General features: G+C 67.5%; 14 protein-coding genes and 1 tRNA gene. 9 read left to right on the forward strand and 6 right to left on the reverse strand.

Annotated features, from left to right (window positions below):
- The first annotated feature begins 95 nt into the window (after positions 1-95).
- Positions 96-1334 carry an HNH endonuclease signature motif containing protein gene (locus CVV72_RS18305; protein ID WP_219153508.1) on the forward strand — a complete coding sequence of 413 codons (1239 nt, stop codon included), beginning with the start codon at positions 96-98 and terminating at the stop codon, positions 1332-1334.
- Positions 1335-1821: 487 nt separating this feature from the next.
- Here CVV72_RS18305 and CVV72_RS18310 read toward each other — a convergent pair whose 3' ends face one another.
- The gene (locus CVV72_RS18310; RefSeq protein ID WP_219153509.1) at positions 1822-3012 is read right to left on the reverse strand and encodes an LCP family protein; all 1191 of its coding nucleotides are present in this window, start codon (positions 3010-3012) and stop codon (positions 1822-1824) included.
- Between the two features lie 174 nt (positions 3013-3186).
- Positions 3187-3930 (reverse strand): SDR family NAD(P)-dependent oxidoreductase, encoded by a 744-nt coding sequence (locus tag CVV72_RS18315; RefSeq protein WP_219153510.1) that lies wholly within the window; start codon positions 3928-3930, stop codon positions 3187-3189.
- A gap of 100 nt (positions 3931-4030) precedes the next feature.
- Here CVV72_RS18315 and CVV72_RS18320 point away from each other — a divergent pair, with 100 nt between their 5' ends.
- The gene (locus tag CVV72_RS18320) at positions 4031-4657 is read left to right on the forward strand and encodes a TetR/AcrR family transcriptional regulator (RefSeq protein WP_219153511.1); all 627 of its coding nucleotides are present in this window, start codon (positions 4031-4033) and stop codon (positions 4655-4657) included.
- Positions 4658-4693: 36 nt separating this feature from the next.
- Entirely contained in the window at positions 4694-6259 is a 1566-nt protein-coding gene (locus CVV72_RS18325; protein ID WP_255632729.1) for an MDR family MFS transporter, read from the forward strand.
- A gap of 96 nt (positions 6260-6355) precedes the next feature.
- Here the strand turns inward: CVV72_RS18325 and CVV72_RS18330 are convergent, their stop codons facing one another.
- The gene (locus tag CVV72_RS18330; RefSeq protein ID WP_219153512.1) at positions 6356-6607 is read right to left on the reverse strand and encodes a WhiB family transcriptional regulator; all 252 of its coding nucleotides are present in this window, start codon (positions 6605-6607) and stop codon (positions 6356-6358) included.
- Between the two features lie 189 nt (positions 6608-6796).
- Here CVV72_RS18330 and shbA point away from each other — a divergent pair, with 189 nt between their 5' ends.
- Positions 6797-7972, forward strand: a complete 1176-nt coding sequence (shbA, locus tag CVV72_RS41880; protein ID WP_219154011.1) for an RNA polymerase sigma factor ShbA — start codon at positions 6797-6799, stop codon at positions 7970-7972.
- A gap of 3 nt (positions 7973-7975) precedes the next feature.
- On the opposite strand, the gene CVV72_RS18340 is transcribed toward shbA, so the two are convergent.
- On the reverse strand, positions 7976-9349 hold the full coding sequence (locus CVV72_RS18340) for an MFS transporter (protein ID WP_219153513.1): 1374 nt from the start codon (positions 9347-9349) through the stop codon (positions 7976-7978).
- Positions 9350-9407: 58 nt separating this feature from the next.
- On the opposite strand from CVV72_RS18340, the gene CVV72_RS18345 reads away from it, so the two are divergent.
- A complete protein-coding gene (locus tag CVV72_RS18345) occupies positions 9408-9800 on the forward strand; it encodes a MerR family transcriptional regulator (protein ID WP_219153514.1) in 393 nt (130 codons plus the stop codon).
- 3 nt (positions 9801-9803) lie between these two features.
- Here the strand turns inward: CVV72_RS18345 and CVV72_RS18350 are convergent, their stop codons facing one another.
- On the reverse strand, positions 9804-10373 hold the full coding sequence (locus tag CVV72_RS18350; protein WP_219153515.1) for a hypothetical protein: 570 nt from the start codon (positions 10371-10373) through the stop codon (positions 9804-9806).
- A 219-nt stretch (positions 10374-10592) separates the two neighbouring features.
- On the opposite strand from CVV72_RS18350, the gene CVV72_RS18355 reads away from it, so the two are divergent.
- The 4 genes from CVV72_RS18355 to CVV72_RS18370 all read left to right on the forward strand — a co-directional run bounded on the left by CVV72_RS18355 (position 10593) and on the right by CVV72_RS18370 (position 13794).
- Complete coding sequence (locus CVV72_RS18355) at positions 10593-10871, forward strand: DUF3892 domain-containing protein (RefSeq protein ID WP_219153516.1); 279 nt, start codon at positions 10593-10595, stop codon at positions 10869-10871.
- A 59-nt stretch (positions 10872-10930) separates the two neighbouring features.
- Positions 10931-10993 (forward strand) — tRNA-OTHER (locus CVV72_RS18360).
- A 258-nt stretch (positions 10994-11251) separates the two neighbouring features.
- On the forward strand, positions 11252-12871 hold the full coding sequence (locus CVV72_RS18365; protein WP_219153517.1) for a TROVE domain-containing protein: 1620 nt from the start codon (positions 11252-11254) through the stop codon (positions 12869-12871).
- Positions 12872-13398: 527 nt separating this feature from the next.
- Complete coding sequence (locus CVV72_RS18370) at positions 13399-13794, forward strand: RidA family protein (RefSeq protein WP_219153518.1); 396 nt, start codon at positions 13399-13401, stop codon at positions 13792-13794.
- A gap of 381 nt (positions 13795-14175) precedes the next feature.
- On the opposite strand, the gene CVV72_RS18375 is transcribed toward CVV72_RS18370, so the two are convergent.
- Positions 14176-15003: a hypothetical protein gene (locus CVV72_RS18375; RefSeq protein WP_219153519.1), complete on the reverse strand. Its 828-nt coding sequence runs from the start codon at positions 15001-15003 to the stop codon at positions 14176-14178.
- Positions 15004-15132: the final 129 nt, after the last annotated feature.

Genomic DNA, 15132 nt, shown 5'->3' on the forward strand with positions numbered 1-15132 from the left:
GTGGCACCGAAATCACCCTTCAGTGTTGTTCGCACGTTTCGCTTGTCGCTTAAAATTACGAACACATGTTCTATTTGATGCGGTATTATGGGGAGGTGTCCGAGACTTTCCTTCCCGAACTGCCGCAGGAGTTGTGGCGCGCTGGCAAGCTGGAGCTTGCCCATGGCGTGCAGCAGTCTCTGCGGGTGATTCGCATGGCCACCGCCGGGTTGGGGCGGTACCTGGCGGAGATCGAGTCTCGGGGCGTCAAGGACTTGTACGGCTATGGCCGCACGGCCAGCTGGTTCGCCGATATCGCGGGGCTGTCGGTCGGTGAAGCGGGGGCGGTGGTGAAGCGGGCCATCGCGCTGAACCCGACCCGCGCTTTGGATGGCACCGAGGTTCCGGCCGCGCTGCCCGCCACCGCCGCCGTCGCGGCCGAGGGCCTGGTCGGGGACGAGCGGATCGATCAGATCCTGGAGATCGTGAAGAAACTTCCGGCCGAGGATCGCGCGAACGCGGAGAAGATTCTCGCCGATCTTGCCCCGAGCGCGGGTCCGCGGCAGCTGGCCAAGGCCGAGGCGAACCTCCTGGGCTTGCTGGACCCCGACGGCAAGGAGCCCAAGGATCCGGAACCGAAGGAGCCGCGCCGCGAGATCACCCTGGAGCGCCGCAAAGACGGGTTCTGGAAACTCACCGGTCTTCTGGATGACGAGACCGGGGCCCGCACCGCCGCCGCACTCGAGGCCTATGCCCAACCCCGCCCAGTCGACGAATTCGGCCAGGCGGATCTGCGGATGAAATGCGAGCGCATGGGTGATGCCTGGGTCGATATTCTCGATCTGGCGATCGCCTGCCCGGACCAGCCCGGCACCAGCGGGTATCGGACGTTGGTGAACGTCACCATCGGACTCGACGAACTCAAATCCGGTCTTGGGACCGCGTGCCTGGACTTCGTCGGCACGATGACCGCCCGCGACGCTCGGCTGGCCGCCTGTGACTGCCTCATGTTGCCCGTCGTGATGAGCGCCGCGGGCGAACCCTTGGATGTGGGGAGACTCAGACGGTTCGTGACACCGGGCCAGCGGCGGGCGTTGAATATCCGCGACGGCGGCTGCGCCTTCCCCGGCTGTCACCGGAAACCCAAGAACTGCCACGCCCACCACATCGTGCACTGGGCAGACGACGGACCCACCGACCTCCGCAACCTCGTACTGCTCTGCGGATTCCACCACCGCCTGATCCACCACGGCGACTGGGAAGTCCGCATGGCCGCCGACGGACTACCGGAGTTCATCCCACCCCAATACCGAGATCCACTCCGACATCCCCGCCGCAACACCCTCCACCGCTGAACCCGAGGCGCCCGCCAGCCACCCGGCGACGGGCCCCTCACCATGCCCACACACCGGAAGTCCGTGAAGGACTCCGTAGGGGACCGACTCGACCATGAGCTGCCCGCAGCCTCAAGACCGAGCCCTCGCCACTCGCAACGCCCTCTACCACCACTGACCACCCCAGACAGAGGAAGATCGCTCGGCCATATGGCCTACGCCGAGCCGCGGTCCACTGTTGCGGCCCCGTGAAACCGGTCGAGGTGCCGAACGAGGGAATGTCCACAAGAGACACTTCATGTCGAGAGACTTCCGCCACCACCCGCACAGAGGAAAACCGCCCGTTCGACGCGGAACTGCGACGCAGCGGGCGGACCGTGCGGGGTGCCCCCGCACGGCAGCTGCCGAACGGCGGTACTCGCCGGCGTACCCGACCATCGCACCGACGTGATCTACCCCTGCGTCTCAAGAGCGACCGGCGGCAAGCTCGTGCTGGACGCCTGACCGCTCAGTTCACGCAACCCGCCATCGCGGGCGTTGCGGAGGACGAAGGCGGCGCGGCGACCGAAGACGTGGCCGCGACCGGTTTGATCCCGATCCCGCCGGTCGGCTCCCCCACCGCGGCGACGCTCGTCGAGTTCAGCGCGGCCTTCACGAACGCCTGCACCTCGGCCGGATCCACCTTCACCGCGTCGCCGTCCGACGGCGTCGGCAGGGAGAGGCTCTGGACCGGGATCGTCTGGAACCTCAGCGCCCCGGAACTCATCCCCCGCAGCTGCTGCGCGAAGCTGAGCACGTCCCAGCCGCGGTCGAGCACGACCGAACCCTGGATCGCGCCGATCAGCGCGCTCAACTTGGTGGGATCGGTGAACGTCCCGGCGTCCAGGACGGTCTTGGCCATACTCGAAAGGAACGCCTGCTGCCGCGCGATGCGGTCGAGGTCGCTGGGCAGCCCGTGGCGCTGCCGTACGAAGGCGAGCGCCTGCGGCCCGGAAAGCCGCTGCTTGCCCGCCGGGAACGACGCCCCGGAGAACTTGTCCTGCACCGCTTCGTTGAGGCAGACCTCGACCCCGCCGACGGCTTCGCTCAGCGCGGAGAACCCGGCGAGGTTGACCGCCGCGTAGTGGTTGATCGACAGGCCGGTGAACCGCTCGATCGTCTGGATGGTGAGTTTGGCGCCCGCCTCGTTGGCCTTGACTTCGAGCTGTGCGCCGGAGAGGCCCTGCGCGCGCAGCGAGTTCAGCGCGGCGTTCTTGCCGCGGCTGTACGCCGAGTTGATCTTGTGCTTGCCGAGCCCGCCCGCGAGGTCCACATAGGAATCACGCGGGATCGAGATGGCCGTCGCGGCCGCGCCGCCCGCCGGGATGTGGACGATGATCATGGTGTCGGTGGTGTCACCGCCGTCGTCGCTGTCCCCGGCGTGCAACGCGTCGAGGACGTTCTGCGGCAACGGGTTCCCGTTCGCGTCGGTGCGGGAGTCGATTCCGACGAGCAGGATGTTCTGCGCCACCTTCAGCGGTTCCCCCACCGTGCCCACGGGCATCTGGGCGGAGGGCGCGATGACGTCGGCCGTGACGATCGCTTGGTCCAAACGGCTCAGCTGGGTCCACGCGAAACCCGTGACACCCAGTACGGCCGTCGACACCAGGCCCAGTGCGACGCGGCCGCCGATCCGCCGGCCTCGCGACGTGAGCAGCACGACTTCTCCCCGCTTCCGTGAATGATCCCCCGCAATCGAGGATCACCGCGTTAGCTGGGAATTACCTGAGAAACGTGTCATAACCGGGTCTTAAAGCCCGTTCGGACGAGCCGGAGTGATCAAGGAGACAACCGGCCGCGACTCCGCGTACCGGACCGACCGCGCAGCGCTCCCCTACCGGGGCATGCGGCGCCAGAGCGCGCGTGGCACCACGCGCATCACCGAGAACACCAGCCTCAGAAGTCCCGGCACCCACACGGTTCCCCGGCGCTTCCGGAGCGCGGCGACCGTCGCGTCGGCGACCTGATCCGGGGTACTGGAGAACGGCGCGGGCGACATTCCCTCGGTCATCCGCCCGATGACGAACCCCGGCCGGACGAGGAGAAGGTGCACGCCGCTGCCGTGCAGGGCGTCGGCAAGGCCGCTCGCGAAACCGTCGAGGCCCGCTTTCGCCGATCCGTAGACGTAGTTCGCCCGCCGGACCCGCACCCCGGCGACCGACGAGAACACCACGAGGCTTCCGTTTCCTTGCTCACGAAGCACATTGGCCACATGCGTCAGCACACTCACATGAGCCACATAGTCCGTGTGGACGATCGCCACGGCGTGGGTGGCGTCCGCTTCGGCGCGCGCCTGATCACCGAGGATCCCGAAAGCGGTGACGACCACGTCGAGCGGCCCGTGTTCCGAGACGACCTTCTCCAGGAACGGTCCGTGCCCGGCGAGGTCGTCGGCGTCGAACTCGACGGCTTCGACGGTCTCCGCCCCCGCGGCCAGCAGTCTCCGGGACTCCGCGCCGAGGTCCGCGCTCCGTCGCGCCGCCAGCACGATCCGGCGCGCCCCGCCCTTGGCGAGCCGTTCCGCGACCGCGAGGCCGATCTCGCTGCGTCCGCCCAGTACCAGCACCGTTCCGCTCACCCGCCGCAGTCTGCCAGGCGGTTCGGCACCGCTCGGCAGTGGCACGCTTCACAGACTGCAATTTTGCAGTATCTGCATCTTTGGGCGTATCGTGGTGCTCATGCCCGAACCCGTCAAAGGTCTCCGCGAGCGCAAGCGGCTGGAAACCCACCGCGCGCTCGCGACCACCGCCGTCCGGCTCGTCGCCGAACGTGGTCTGGACCAGGTGACGGTCGAGGACATCAGCGCGGCGGCGGGGGTTTCACCGCGCACCTTCTTCAACTACTTCGCGTCCAAAGAGGACGCTGTCGTCATCGCACACGCCGACACCGCCGAGCGGACCCAGCGCACCATCGACAAGTTCCTCGCCGCGCCGAAGGAAGTCAGCACCCCACGCGCTTTCGTCGACGCGTTGAAGGAGGACTTCGCCCAGGTCGACGAGAACCGCGATGAGTGGCTCGGCCGCATGAAGGCCATTCAGGAGAACGCCACCCTGCATTCGCGCGCGGTGGCCATGAACCACGACACCATCGCGCCGCTCATCGAGGCGATCGCGCGCCGTACCGGCGTGGATCCCGAAACCGAGCTCTACCCGACGCTGCTGCTGTCCACGCTCGGCGGGGCGGTGAACGCCGTGCTCATGCTCTGGTATCGGCACGACGGCCGGGTATCCGCGCTCGACCTGCTGGACGACGCCGTCGAAACGCTTCTCGCCGGGTTCCCGGAGCCCGGCGGCCGCGCGCGCTGACGCGCCCGGCACCACAGAACACGAAGGGGGACGACCATGTCCGTATCCACGACCGAACCACGAGAACCGGAGGCCCCGGCGGGCTCGATGGGCCGCAAACAGGTCCTCGAAGCGATGTCGGGGTTGATGATGGGCATGTTCGTCGCCATCCTCGCCTCGACGGTGGTCGCGAACGCGTTGCCGCGGATCGTCTCCGAACTCGGCGGCTCGCAGGCCTCCTACACCTGGGTGGTCACCACCGAACTGCTCGCGATGACCGCGACGGTTCCGCTCTGGGGCAAACTTTCCGACCTGTACAACAAGAAACTGCTGATCCAGCTCTCGCTGGGCCTGTTCGTGGTCGGTTCGCTGGTCGCCGGGTTCGCGGGCAACATCGAGCTCCTGATCGGCAGCCGGGTCGCGCAGGGCATCGGCGCGGGCGGGCTCACCGCGCTCGCGCAGGTGATCATGGCCGCCATCGTCTCCCCGCGGGAACTCGGGAAGTACTCGGGCATCTTCGGTGCGGTGTTCGCCGTCGGGACCATCGCGGGCCCGCTGATCGGGGGCGTCATGGTGGACACCTCGTGGCTGGGCTGGCGCTGGTGCTTCTTCCTCGGCGTCCCGTTCGCGGTCGCGGCGATCCTGCTGCTGCAACGCACCCTGAACCTGCCGACGATCAAACGTGACGTGAAGGTCGACTACCTCGGCGCGTTCCTGATCATGGCCGGTGTCTCGACGCTGCTGGTGTGGTCATCGCTGGCCGGGCACCAGTTCGCGTGGGGCTCCTGGTGGACGGTCGGCCTGGTGACCGCCGGCGTGGTCATCCTCGCCCTCGCCGTCTACGTCGAATCGAAGGTGGCCGAGCCGATCCTGCCGCTGGGCCTGTTCCGCAACCACACGGTCGCCCTGACCACCCTGGCGAGCTTCCTCGTCGGTGTCGCGATGTTCGGCGGCACGGTGTTCCTGTCGCAGTACTTCCAGCTCTCGCTCGGCAAGTCGCCGACGGTGGCCGGGCTGCTGAGCCTGCCGATGATCTTCGGCATCCTCGTGTCCTCCACGGTCTCCGGCCAGCTGATCAGCCGCACCGGCAAGTGGAAGAGCCACCTGCTGCTCGGCGCGGCGCTGATGACCGCGGGCCTGGGCTTGCTGGGCACCATCGACGCGAAGACGAACCTCGTCGTCCTCGGCGCGTACATGGTGCTGCTGGGTGTGGGCGTCGGCATGCTGATGCAGAACCTGGTCCTGGTCTCCCAGAACGACGTCGACGCGCACGACCTCGGCACGGCGACCTCGACGCTGTCGTTCTTCCGCAGCCTCGGCGGTTCCATCGGGGTGAGCGCGCTCGGCGCGGTGCTCGCGAACCGGGTCCTCGCGCTGATGAGCGAGAAGCTCGGGCCGCTGCCCGGCGGTGGCGAAGGCGGCGCGGTGCCGAACATCGCCACGCTGCCCGAACCGGTCGCGAACGTCGTCCGCGAGGCCTACGGAGAGGCGACCAGCGAGTTGTTCCTGATCAGCGCACCGATCGCGCTGCTGGTCGTCGTCGCCGTCGCCTTCCTCAAGCACAAGCCGCTCAAGACCCAGTCGGGCAACGAGCGGCTCGCCGAGGAGACCGCCGCCGCCTGACCGCCATGCCAGAGGGGCCCGGTTCACCGAACCGGGCCCCTCTTTTCGCGCGCACGAAAAACCGCGTCGGAAATTCGACAACGCGGACAAACGTTTTCAGGCGGCATTGCCGACGCGAATCACGTGGCGCCGCTCGCTGCCGGTCAGACCGCCGAAAACTCCGTGGGCCAACCCGTTTTCCACGGCGTAGGCCAGGCAGGCCGAGATGACCGGGCACCGTGCGCAGACGGCCTTCGCCCCGGCCACCTGCCGTGCGCCGGGACCGGTTTCGGTGACCGGGAAGAACAGTTCGGGATCCTCACCGCGGCAAGCGGCCTCGCTCAGGTCACTCGCCATCCTCATTTCCATTTTCCTATCACCTCCTTTTTCCCGATTTTCCCTTCCGCGTCAAACGACTTCTCCCTCGGCGACGGGTATCCGGCCGGGTGCACCACGCAAACATCACCTTGACCGAATCGTTACACTCAGCGGTCCGCTCACTGCACCTGTCCTGTGAGGGCATGCGCGTCAGGCGGCTGAGAGCGGTGAGTGCGGGTGATGGGCCACGACGGGTTCGACGAGTTCTTCCACGCCGAATTTCCGCTGCTCACCGGCTTTCTGTGCAAGGTGGGCTTCGCGTTGGACCCGGCGCGGGACGCCGCCGCGGAGGCGATGCTCAACGCCTACGAGGGCTGGCCGGGCATCGTTCAGCCGAAGGCCTGGGTCCGCCGGGTCGGGCACCGGCGAGCGAAGGAACGGACAGCGGTCCGAGCCGACTGGGCCTTCGACGACGCCGGACGGGAGGACAAACTCACCATCCTCGCCGACGAGGCGTCGTCCGTCCTGACCATGCTGGGAAAGCTGCCGAAACGTCAGCAACTCGGCATGGCGTGGGCGCTGGACGGCTACTCCTCGCGGGAGATCGCCGGCGTACTCGGCATCTCGGAAGAGGCGGTCAGCGCGACCCTTCGCCACGCGCGTGACCGTCTGGCGGAGCATGATCCCGGCTTCGTCGACCGCCTGGACAGTGCCAACAGCGCCTTCATCGACGCGCTGAGGATGGGCCTCGACGTCGACGACACCCTGTCCCGGATCAAGAACCGCGCGATGATCAGGGAACTCGCGCTGGTGGCGCCGGGCGCCCCCGCGGAGTCGGAACCCGAACAGGTGACGCCGTCACGCTGGTACACCCTCGACGAACCCGTCGCGGCCGCCGGACGAGGTGACCGGCGGGCCCTGAACCAGCTGCTGGCCACCATCCGCCCGCTGGTGATCCGGTACTGCCGGTCGCGGATCGGCAGACAGGAACGGACTTACGCCTCGGCCGACGACGTCGCGCAGGAGGTCTGCGTGGCGATCCTCCGCGCGCTCCCGACCTACCGCGAACGAGGGCGGCCGTTCCTCGCGTTCGTCTACGGCATCGCCCACCACAAGGTCGCCGACGCCCGCCGCGCCGCCGCCCGCAACCGCACCGAACCCGTCGCCGAAGTCCCCGACGGGATCTCGGAATCCGCCGGCCCGGAACAACACGCGTTGCACAATGAATTGAGCGACCGGATGGGCGAACTGCTGCGGATCCTGCCGGACAAACAGCGGGAGATAGTCGTGTTGCGTATCGTCGTCGGCCTGTCCGCGGAGGAGACCGCCACTGTGGTCGGCTCGACGGCGGGCGCCGTACGAGTGGCGCAACACCGGGCTTTGACGCGATTGCGGAAAATCCTCACGGATGCTTGATCGTTACCCGTCCGGTCGCCTCCCGGCGAGCACGGCGAGTCCGCACAGCACCGCCACCCCGATCGCCGCGACCACGGCGAGCCCGGTGGTGAAACCGTGCCCGCGCTGGACGAAGGTGCCGATGCTGCCGAGTACCGCGACCCCGAGTGCCAGCCCGAACTCCACGCTGGTCTCCGACAACGCCGACGCCGCACCGGCCCGGTCCGGTGGTGCCGCGCCGAGCACGACCTCCGTGCTCAGCGCCATCACCGGCCCGAGACCGAGGTAAATCAGCACCAGACCGGTGACCAGCGGCGCGATCCCCTCTTCGGCCGGAGTCCAGGCCAGCACGCCGAAGCCGAACGCCGACACCACCAAGGACGACGCGACCAGGCGATGCACCGGGATCCGGCGGGCCAGCGCCGGAGCCGCGACCGACGTGAGGACCATCGCGACCGCGGAAGGCACCAGCCACATCCCGGCCACGATCGGCGACAATCCGGCTTCCTGCCGGAGATAGAGCGCGGCGAACAGATAGATCCCGGCAACGCAGGCGAGCGCGGCGAGAAGGACGAGCAGCGCGTTCCGGAACGAGCGCGCCGCGAACAGCCGGAGATCGAGCAAAGGCGCGCTCAGCCACCGCTGCCGTCGCAGGAACATGATTCCTGCGCCGCCGCCGAGCAACAGGGCCACCCCGCCGGGCATCACCGATCCTCCCTCCGCGAGATGCTTGATGCCGTAGACGATCGGCAGCACGGTCACCAGTGACAGGACCACGCTCGCCAGGTCCAGTTCACCGGGCCGGGGATCGCGGTGTTCCGGCAGCAGGAACGGGCCGGCGATCAGCAGCAGGACCATCACCGGGACGGCGAGCAGGAACACCGAACCCCACCAGAACCACTCGAGCAGCAGGCCACCCGCCACCGGACCGAGTGCCACGCCGCCCGACAGACCGGCGGACCACAGCCCGATCGCGACGCCGCGCTGACGCGGGTCCCGGAACATGTTCCCGATCAGCGCGAGGGTGGACGGCATGAGCGTGGCACCGGCGATGCCGAGCAGCCCGCGGGCGACGATGAGCAGTTCGGCCGACGGCGCGTAGGCCGCCAGTACCGAGATGATCAGGAAGGCTGCCGCGCCGATCAGCAGCAGCCTCCGTCTCCCGACGCGGTCGCCCAGCGTGCCCATGGTGACGAGGAAACCGGCGACCAGGAAGCCGTAGGCGTCGGAAATCCACAGCAGCTGCCCCGGGCTCGGGGCCAGCTCGGCGGCGAGGCTGGGAAGCGCCAAGTAGAGCACCGTGGCGTCCATGGACAGCAATGCGGTCGGCAGGACGAGCACGGCGAGACCGAGCCATTCCCGTGGCCCGGCGGAGATTTCGAGTTGTCGGTCGATCATGCCGTGACGCTAAAGTCTCACATAGATGTGAGAGTCAAGGGTGAGTTGCGGAGGGGCCGTGCGCATCAGCGAACTGGAACGCAGGACCGGTGTCAGTCAGCGCCTGCTGCGCTACTACGAGGAACAAGGGCTGCTGCGGCCGGAACGTCTCCCCAGCGGCTATCGCGTGTACGCCGAAGACGACGTCACCACCGTCGAGCACATCCGCAATCTCCTCGCCGCGGGACTGTCCACCACCACGATCGCCGATCTGCTGCCCTGTATGGGTTCCACGGGCGGGCAGCTCATCGCCGACTGCCCCGAACTGTTGGTGGACCTCCATCGGGAACGCGCCAGGCTCAGTGCCGCGATCACCGAACTGACCACCGCCCGCGGCACCCTCGACCGCGTGATCGCCACCGCGCCGCCGTCCGTCGAGCACGAGGCCGCCCGGTTACGCGGCCTCGGCTAGCGGTCACGGGCGGCAGCGTTCCGCGGTCGCCGCGGCCGTCTTCAGTTCGGGAGCCTCCAGTACGGCCGCGACCGGGTCGAGAACGCCGTGCGTGTCCTTCTGGGCGGCCATGAGCCCGTCGACCGCACGGCCTTGCGCGACGGTGTCGTCCTTCCCCGCCGCGTCCAGATCCGCTTTCGCTTTCACGGTCTTGTCGCGTGCCGAGGTGTACTTCGCGAGAAACTCGCGCTTCGCCGCGTCTCCGGCCGGAGCCGGCGCGGTGGGCAGCGCGGCCAGGCCGTCGACCGTCTTGGCCAGGATCGCCGCGTAGTGCCCGAGTTGCGCGCTGGTGCTCTTCTTGATGGCCTCGACGGTTTCCCCGCTCGCCGGCGGCATCGCGTTGTTCCCCTCGACGAAATCCTTCACCGCGCCGCAGAAGCCGTTCATCCAGGCCACCGCCGCGGCCGGTGCCGCGGCGGACGGTGAAGGCACCGCCTGCCGGGCGGCCGGTGCCGGGTCCGGCGCGCAACCGGCCAGCGCCGCCGCGGCAAGGACGATTCCCGCGGCGACCGATGTCTTGTGGGCAGCGCACATGTTCGTTCCCCTCTCCCCGGCTGCTGTTCCCGCCGGCGCGAGGACAGTGACACGGCGGCACCCACGCCGTCTGCGTCATCTGACGCAGAACGGGCTCACCGCGCTCGAACTCGTAACGTTCGAAGCACGGCGCCCGGACGGCGTAACGGCGTGCGGACAGGTGGCGAGTACGCATTACCCCTGTTCGCATCGAGGGCACCCAGCCGGGGAGGTAGCACCATGGCCATCAAGATCGTCGCAGCACGGCTCGAAGGTGGGAAGTTCCACGAGAACATCACGAAGCTGCGCTGGATCAACCCCGGCAACGGTGAGACCGGCGAGAGCTTCGTTTCGGCGATCGTGGCCTGGATCGAAGACGACGACGGGAAAGCCTACGTGGACGAGGGAATCCACCGGGTGGCCGTGGAGATCATCAAGCCGACCTTCGGCCCGGAGTTCCTCCGCACGCGCGCGGACGGGATCTGGAAGAACAACCTGCTGGAGCTTCCCCGCTTCTGAGACCCGGTAATTCCGGTGACGCGGGCACGAGCGCTCTGTTAGCTTGGGCGAGCACTCCCGGTGCGCAGGTAACGGTTACTTCCTCTCTCAAAGGAGAGACGCGGGTTCGAATCCCGCCGCGGGCTCCGGCCTGCGTCGACCAGCGGCCCAGGTCACTTACGTCACCGTCACCGACTATTTCTCGGGAGCGACGACTTCGGATGTGCCCGGTGCGCAGGAGACGGCTACTTCACCGTATCCCAAGGGTTGCGGGTTCGAGCCCCGCCCGGCAGCCATGCTGCCGGTAGCTCAATCGGTAGAGCATTGGACAAGCACCGTCACCGATTTTTTCTCGGGCCCATCCGGAGTCGAAGCTCCCCTCGAACGAAACGAGGGTCGAGGTGTCGAAGTTCAACACCGCCGGCATCCGCCCGGCGACCGGCTCACCGATCGCCGGTGAGCGGAGCCCTGGCGGCGTCACCCACGAAGGCGGGGACGGCTACCGGCGGGACACCAATTCCGAGCTGTTCCTGCTCGCCGTCACCAACATGGTCGGCGAGGACACCTTCTACGAGACGAGCGACGAGCGCGACACACGTTACGCCGACCTCGTCCGGAAGGCCGCGCTCACCGACCCGGAGTGGACAGCGCGTTTCCTGCGCTGGCTCCGCATGGAAGCGAACCTGCGTACCGCCGCGATCGTCGGAGCCGCCGAATACGTCCAGGCCCGGCTCGCCACCGCGACGGACGGCCAGCCGTACGTCGCCACCACCGCGAACCGCGCCGTTGTCGACTCCGTGCTCCAGCGCGCCGACGAGCCCGGTGAGCTGCTCGCGTACTGGACCTCCCTGTACGGCAGGAAGATCCCGAAGCCGGTCAAGCGTGGCGTCGCCGACGCGGCCGTCCGGCTCTTCCACGAAAAGTCGTTCCTCAAGTGGGACTCCGACGCACGCGCATTCCGGTTCGCCGACGTCCTCGGCCTGGCACACCCGGACCCGAAGGACGCGGTGCAAGACGCTTTGTTCAAGCACATCGTCGACGTCCGGTTCAATCCCGCCCGCGAAATCCCCGCCGAACTGGCGGTCCTCGGCTTCCGCGCGGAGCTCATGGCGTGGGACGAGCAGAAGCGACACGACCTGTTCCGCGGCTCCGAACTCGACACCGCGCGGTCGGTTCTCCGGCAGGCGGGCATGACGTGGGAGTCCCTGGCCGGCTGGCTCCAGGGGCCCATGGACGCGCGAGCCTGGGAAGCCATGATCCCGTCCATGGGTTACATGGCCCTCCTGCGGAACCTCCGGAACTTCGACCAGGCAGGCGTGTCCGACGAGGTCGCGGAGCAGGTCGCGGCGCGACTGGCCGATCCGGAACAGGTGGCGAAATCACGCCAGTTCCCGATGAGGTTCCTCTCCGCGTATCGGGCGGCGCCGTCGCTTCGCTGGTCGTACGCGCTGGAGAAGGCCATCTCCGAGTCACTGTCGAACGTGCCCCGCCTCGCCGGGCGGACGCTGATCCTCGTCGACACCTCGGGGTCGATGAACGCCGGTTTCAGCAAGGACGGCACGCTGATGCGCTGGGACGCGGCCGCGATCTTCGGGATCGCGCTCGGATCCCGCTGCGAGACGGCGGATGTCGTGTCGTTCTCGAACGGCTACTTCGGTGGCGCCGGCTCGAAGACCTTCGACGTGCGCGGCGGCGAGTCGCTGCTGCGTGCGCTCGACCGGTGGAAGAACGGCGGCTACTTCATCGGCGGCGGCACCGACACCGTCGGCGCGATCCAGCGCCACCTGCGTCCGGAGCACGACCGGCTTGTGATCCTGACCGATGAGCAGCACTCGGCGGGCAACGTCGACCAGGCGGTGCCGAAGGACACGGCGCTGTACACGTGGAACCTCGCGGGCTACGAGCATGGCCACTCGACGTCCGGCCACGGAAACCGGCACACCTTCGGCGGCCTGACCGACCAGGCCTTCCGGATGATTCCGCTCCTCGAAGCGGGCCGGAGCGCCGACTGGCCGTTCTGACCCACCGCGGCCTACCGGGCATGGCTGCTGCCGCTCGTCCCCCGCTCGGTCGCGGTCCTGTTCGGCTGCCTGGCCACGTTCATCGGTACCTGGACAGCCTACGAACGCTCCCCCGCGCGTAACGGCGAGCTTGAGGGAGACAACTCGTGGACCCCGCAAATTCGTCGGCATCGTTGCCGCAGTGGTCCTCGTCGTCGGTGCTGTCCTGCTCTTCACCAGCGTCGCGTCCTGCTGCTGAAGGCGCGAGTCGCGCACCCCTGAACGACCCGGCCGCACTGGACCTCGCCCACCGGGGCGCGCTGATCCTGAGCGGCCGACTCGGCGAGCCCCATCCCAAAGCTGCAAAGGTCGCCGCACTGGCACTTCGCCTAACGCCGCGGCGATCATTCGACGTCGGCCCTGCCGGGTGCCGGGGGCAGACCATCGCCGACCTCAAGGCGTGGGCGGGAATGAGATGCTCCCGCCGCTGGTTGCCCAGTTTCGAGGTTCGAAATTTTTCGTGACGAAACCAGTCGGAGGACGTTCACATGGCGCACGAGATCATCAACCCGGCCGGACTGCACGATCCGGTGGGCTTCGGCTACAGCCACATCGCCACCACGGCAGGGGAACTCGTCTTCATCGCCGGCCAGTACGCCTCCGACGGCAGCGGCCAGGTCACATCCGGCGATTTCCCCGAACAGGTCGAACAATCGTTGGAGAACTTGAAGATCGCGCTCGCGGAGGTGGGGCTCGACTTCAGCCACGTGGTACAGCTCCGCACCTACATCGTCGGACATGACGCCGCCAAGCTGGAGACCATCGGCAAGGCCATCGGCCGGATCTGGGGTGGACGGCCCCCCACGCAAACACTCCTCGGCGTGGCGGCGCTGGCTCTGCCGGGCATGCTTTTCGAAGTGGACGCCATCGCCGTCCGCCCCTAGTTCTCCGCACGGCCCGGCACGCTTTCTGCCGGACAGGAGCGAGATCGGACCAGCCTCTTTGGCATGTGACGACGAGGAAGCCGTCCTCAGCGAGGACGCGGCGCAAGATCAGCGAAATGCTGGGACGGCTTTCCTTGGTCACGACGTTGACGGCCGCCTTGAGCCAGCCCCACATGGTGCCGTCGAGGTCTGTCGCGTTGATCCGGCAGCAGTGCCGCCATGGGCCGTGGCTGGCCGGCGCGAATCGAGTTGTCTGACGAACCCTCGGTGCCTGGCGGTCGACGCTGGCAAGGGTGGGTGGGCCGATCGCCGACCTTGGTGAGCTGCCGATGCTCCGACTGCGTCGGGTGGTCACCCACCAAGATCGACGATCTTGCGGGACTAAGCTACGGGGTCGAATGTAAAACGGCCGGTTGTCGTCAGCGCGCTTACGGATCCGGTGAAGGTGTGTATGTAGGTTTGGCAGAAGGCTTGGGTGTTCGGGTCTTGGCAGGCTCGAAACTCGATTCGGTCCTGAAGTGCGATCTGAACTGCGATCTGCCCAACTGCGGGCGTCGTTGTCGCGGGCTCATTCTTGAGGGACACGATCTGCTCGAGTTTCGCACCGACAAGTCTGGAGTCGCCCTCGAAGTTCGTGATAATTGCGAAGTTGGCGGTTCGGTTCACGCAGTACCTGACGTTGACAACGAAGACGTATGCCGGCTTGTTGTCGCTGACTCGTACGATGAGACTCTCGAACTTCTGCCGGAAGCAGTCCACGGGAACTGGTGTAGCCAGCCCGGCAGGTTTCGGTATCCGAATCCTCGGGGAGTTGGTGTTCGCCGGGACTGGGGTCATCATGTCGGTCGGGACCGGAAAGATGAGGGGCTCTTCCAGGGTTTGCACCGTGAGGGCGATGACCTGCTCGGAGGCGCAATCGATCTGGGAGGTCAAACCCACCGGCATCCACGGACCCTCACATCGGAGGTCAGGAACATCGGGATATAAGAAGTGGCGTTGCACCATGACGACGCGGTGCTGGCCGGTGCCCTCGGTGCATAAGCTTTCCGCGAAGTTGCCACCGTTGACGGTGGTACAACCTGCCGGAGCGGCCGACGCGGCGGGTGCGGTGACCGTCAACGTCCCCGCAGCCATGAGCATGCCGAGCACGACCATGCTTGCCCGGGTTCTTCCGCGGATCAGCGCCAAGCGTTGGAACGTTCTACTCATACCGGATTCCTCCCGAACAGCTGTGAGCCCGGGTGGCTCGTAGCAACTGCAGAACGATCGCAACTCCCTGTTGTGGAACTGTTGTGGTGCCGAGTTAGGCTCTGGACGCCGACCTGCCGCGGGCCAGCG

It is taken from the genome of Amycolatopsis sp. TNS106, from assembly GCF_019330265.1.
GTDB lineage: Bacteria > Actinomycetota > Actinomycetes > Mycobacteriales > Pseudonocardiaceae > Amycolatopsis > Amycolatopsis lurida.

Bases quoted from the DNA above. Each gene is read 5' to 3' on its own strand.
- shbA (WP_219154011.1), top strand. From the start codon at position 6,797: ATGGGCCACGACGGGTTCGACGAGTTCTTCCACGCCGAATTTCCGCTG.
- CVV72_RS18370 (WP_219153518.1), top strand. From the start codon at position 13,399: ATGGCGCACGAGATCATCAACCCGGCCGGACTGCACGATCCGGTGGGC.
- CVV72_RS18350 (WP_219153515.1), bottom strand. From the start codon at position 10,373: ATGTGCGCTGCCCACAAGACATCGGTCGCCGCGGGAATCGTCCTTGCC.
- CVV72_RS18325 (WP_255632729.1), top strand. From the start codon at position 4,694: ATGTCCGTATCCACGACCGAACCACGAGAACCGGAGGCCCCGGCGGGC.
- CVV72_RS18355 (WP_219153516.1), top strand. From the start codon at position 10,593: ATGGCCATCAAGATCGTCGCAGCACGGCTCGAAGGTGGGAAGTTCCAC.
- CVV72_RS18375 (WP_219153519.1), bottom strand. From the start codon at position 15,003: ATGAGTAGAACGTTCCAACGCTTGGCGCTGATCCGCGGAAGAACCCGG.
- CVV72_RS18320 (WP_219153511.1), top strand. From the start codon at position 4,031: ATGCCCGAACCCGTCAAAGGTCTCCGCGAGCGCAAGCGGCTGGAAACC.
- CVV72_RS18340 (WP_219153513.1), bottom strand. From the start codon at position 9,349: ATGATCGACCGACAACTCGAAATCTCCGCCGGGCCACGGGAATGGCTC.
- CVV72_RS18330 (WP_219153512.1), bottom strand. From the start codon at position 6,607: ATGGAAATGAGGATGGCGAGTGACCTGAGCGAGGCCGCTTGCCGCGGT.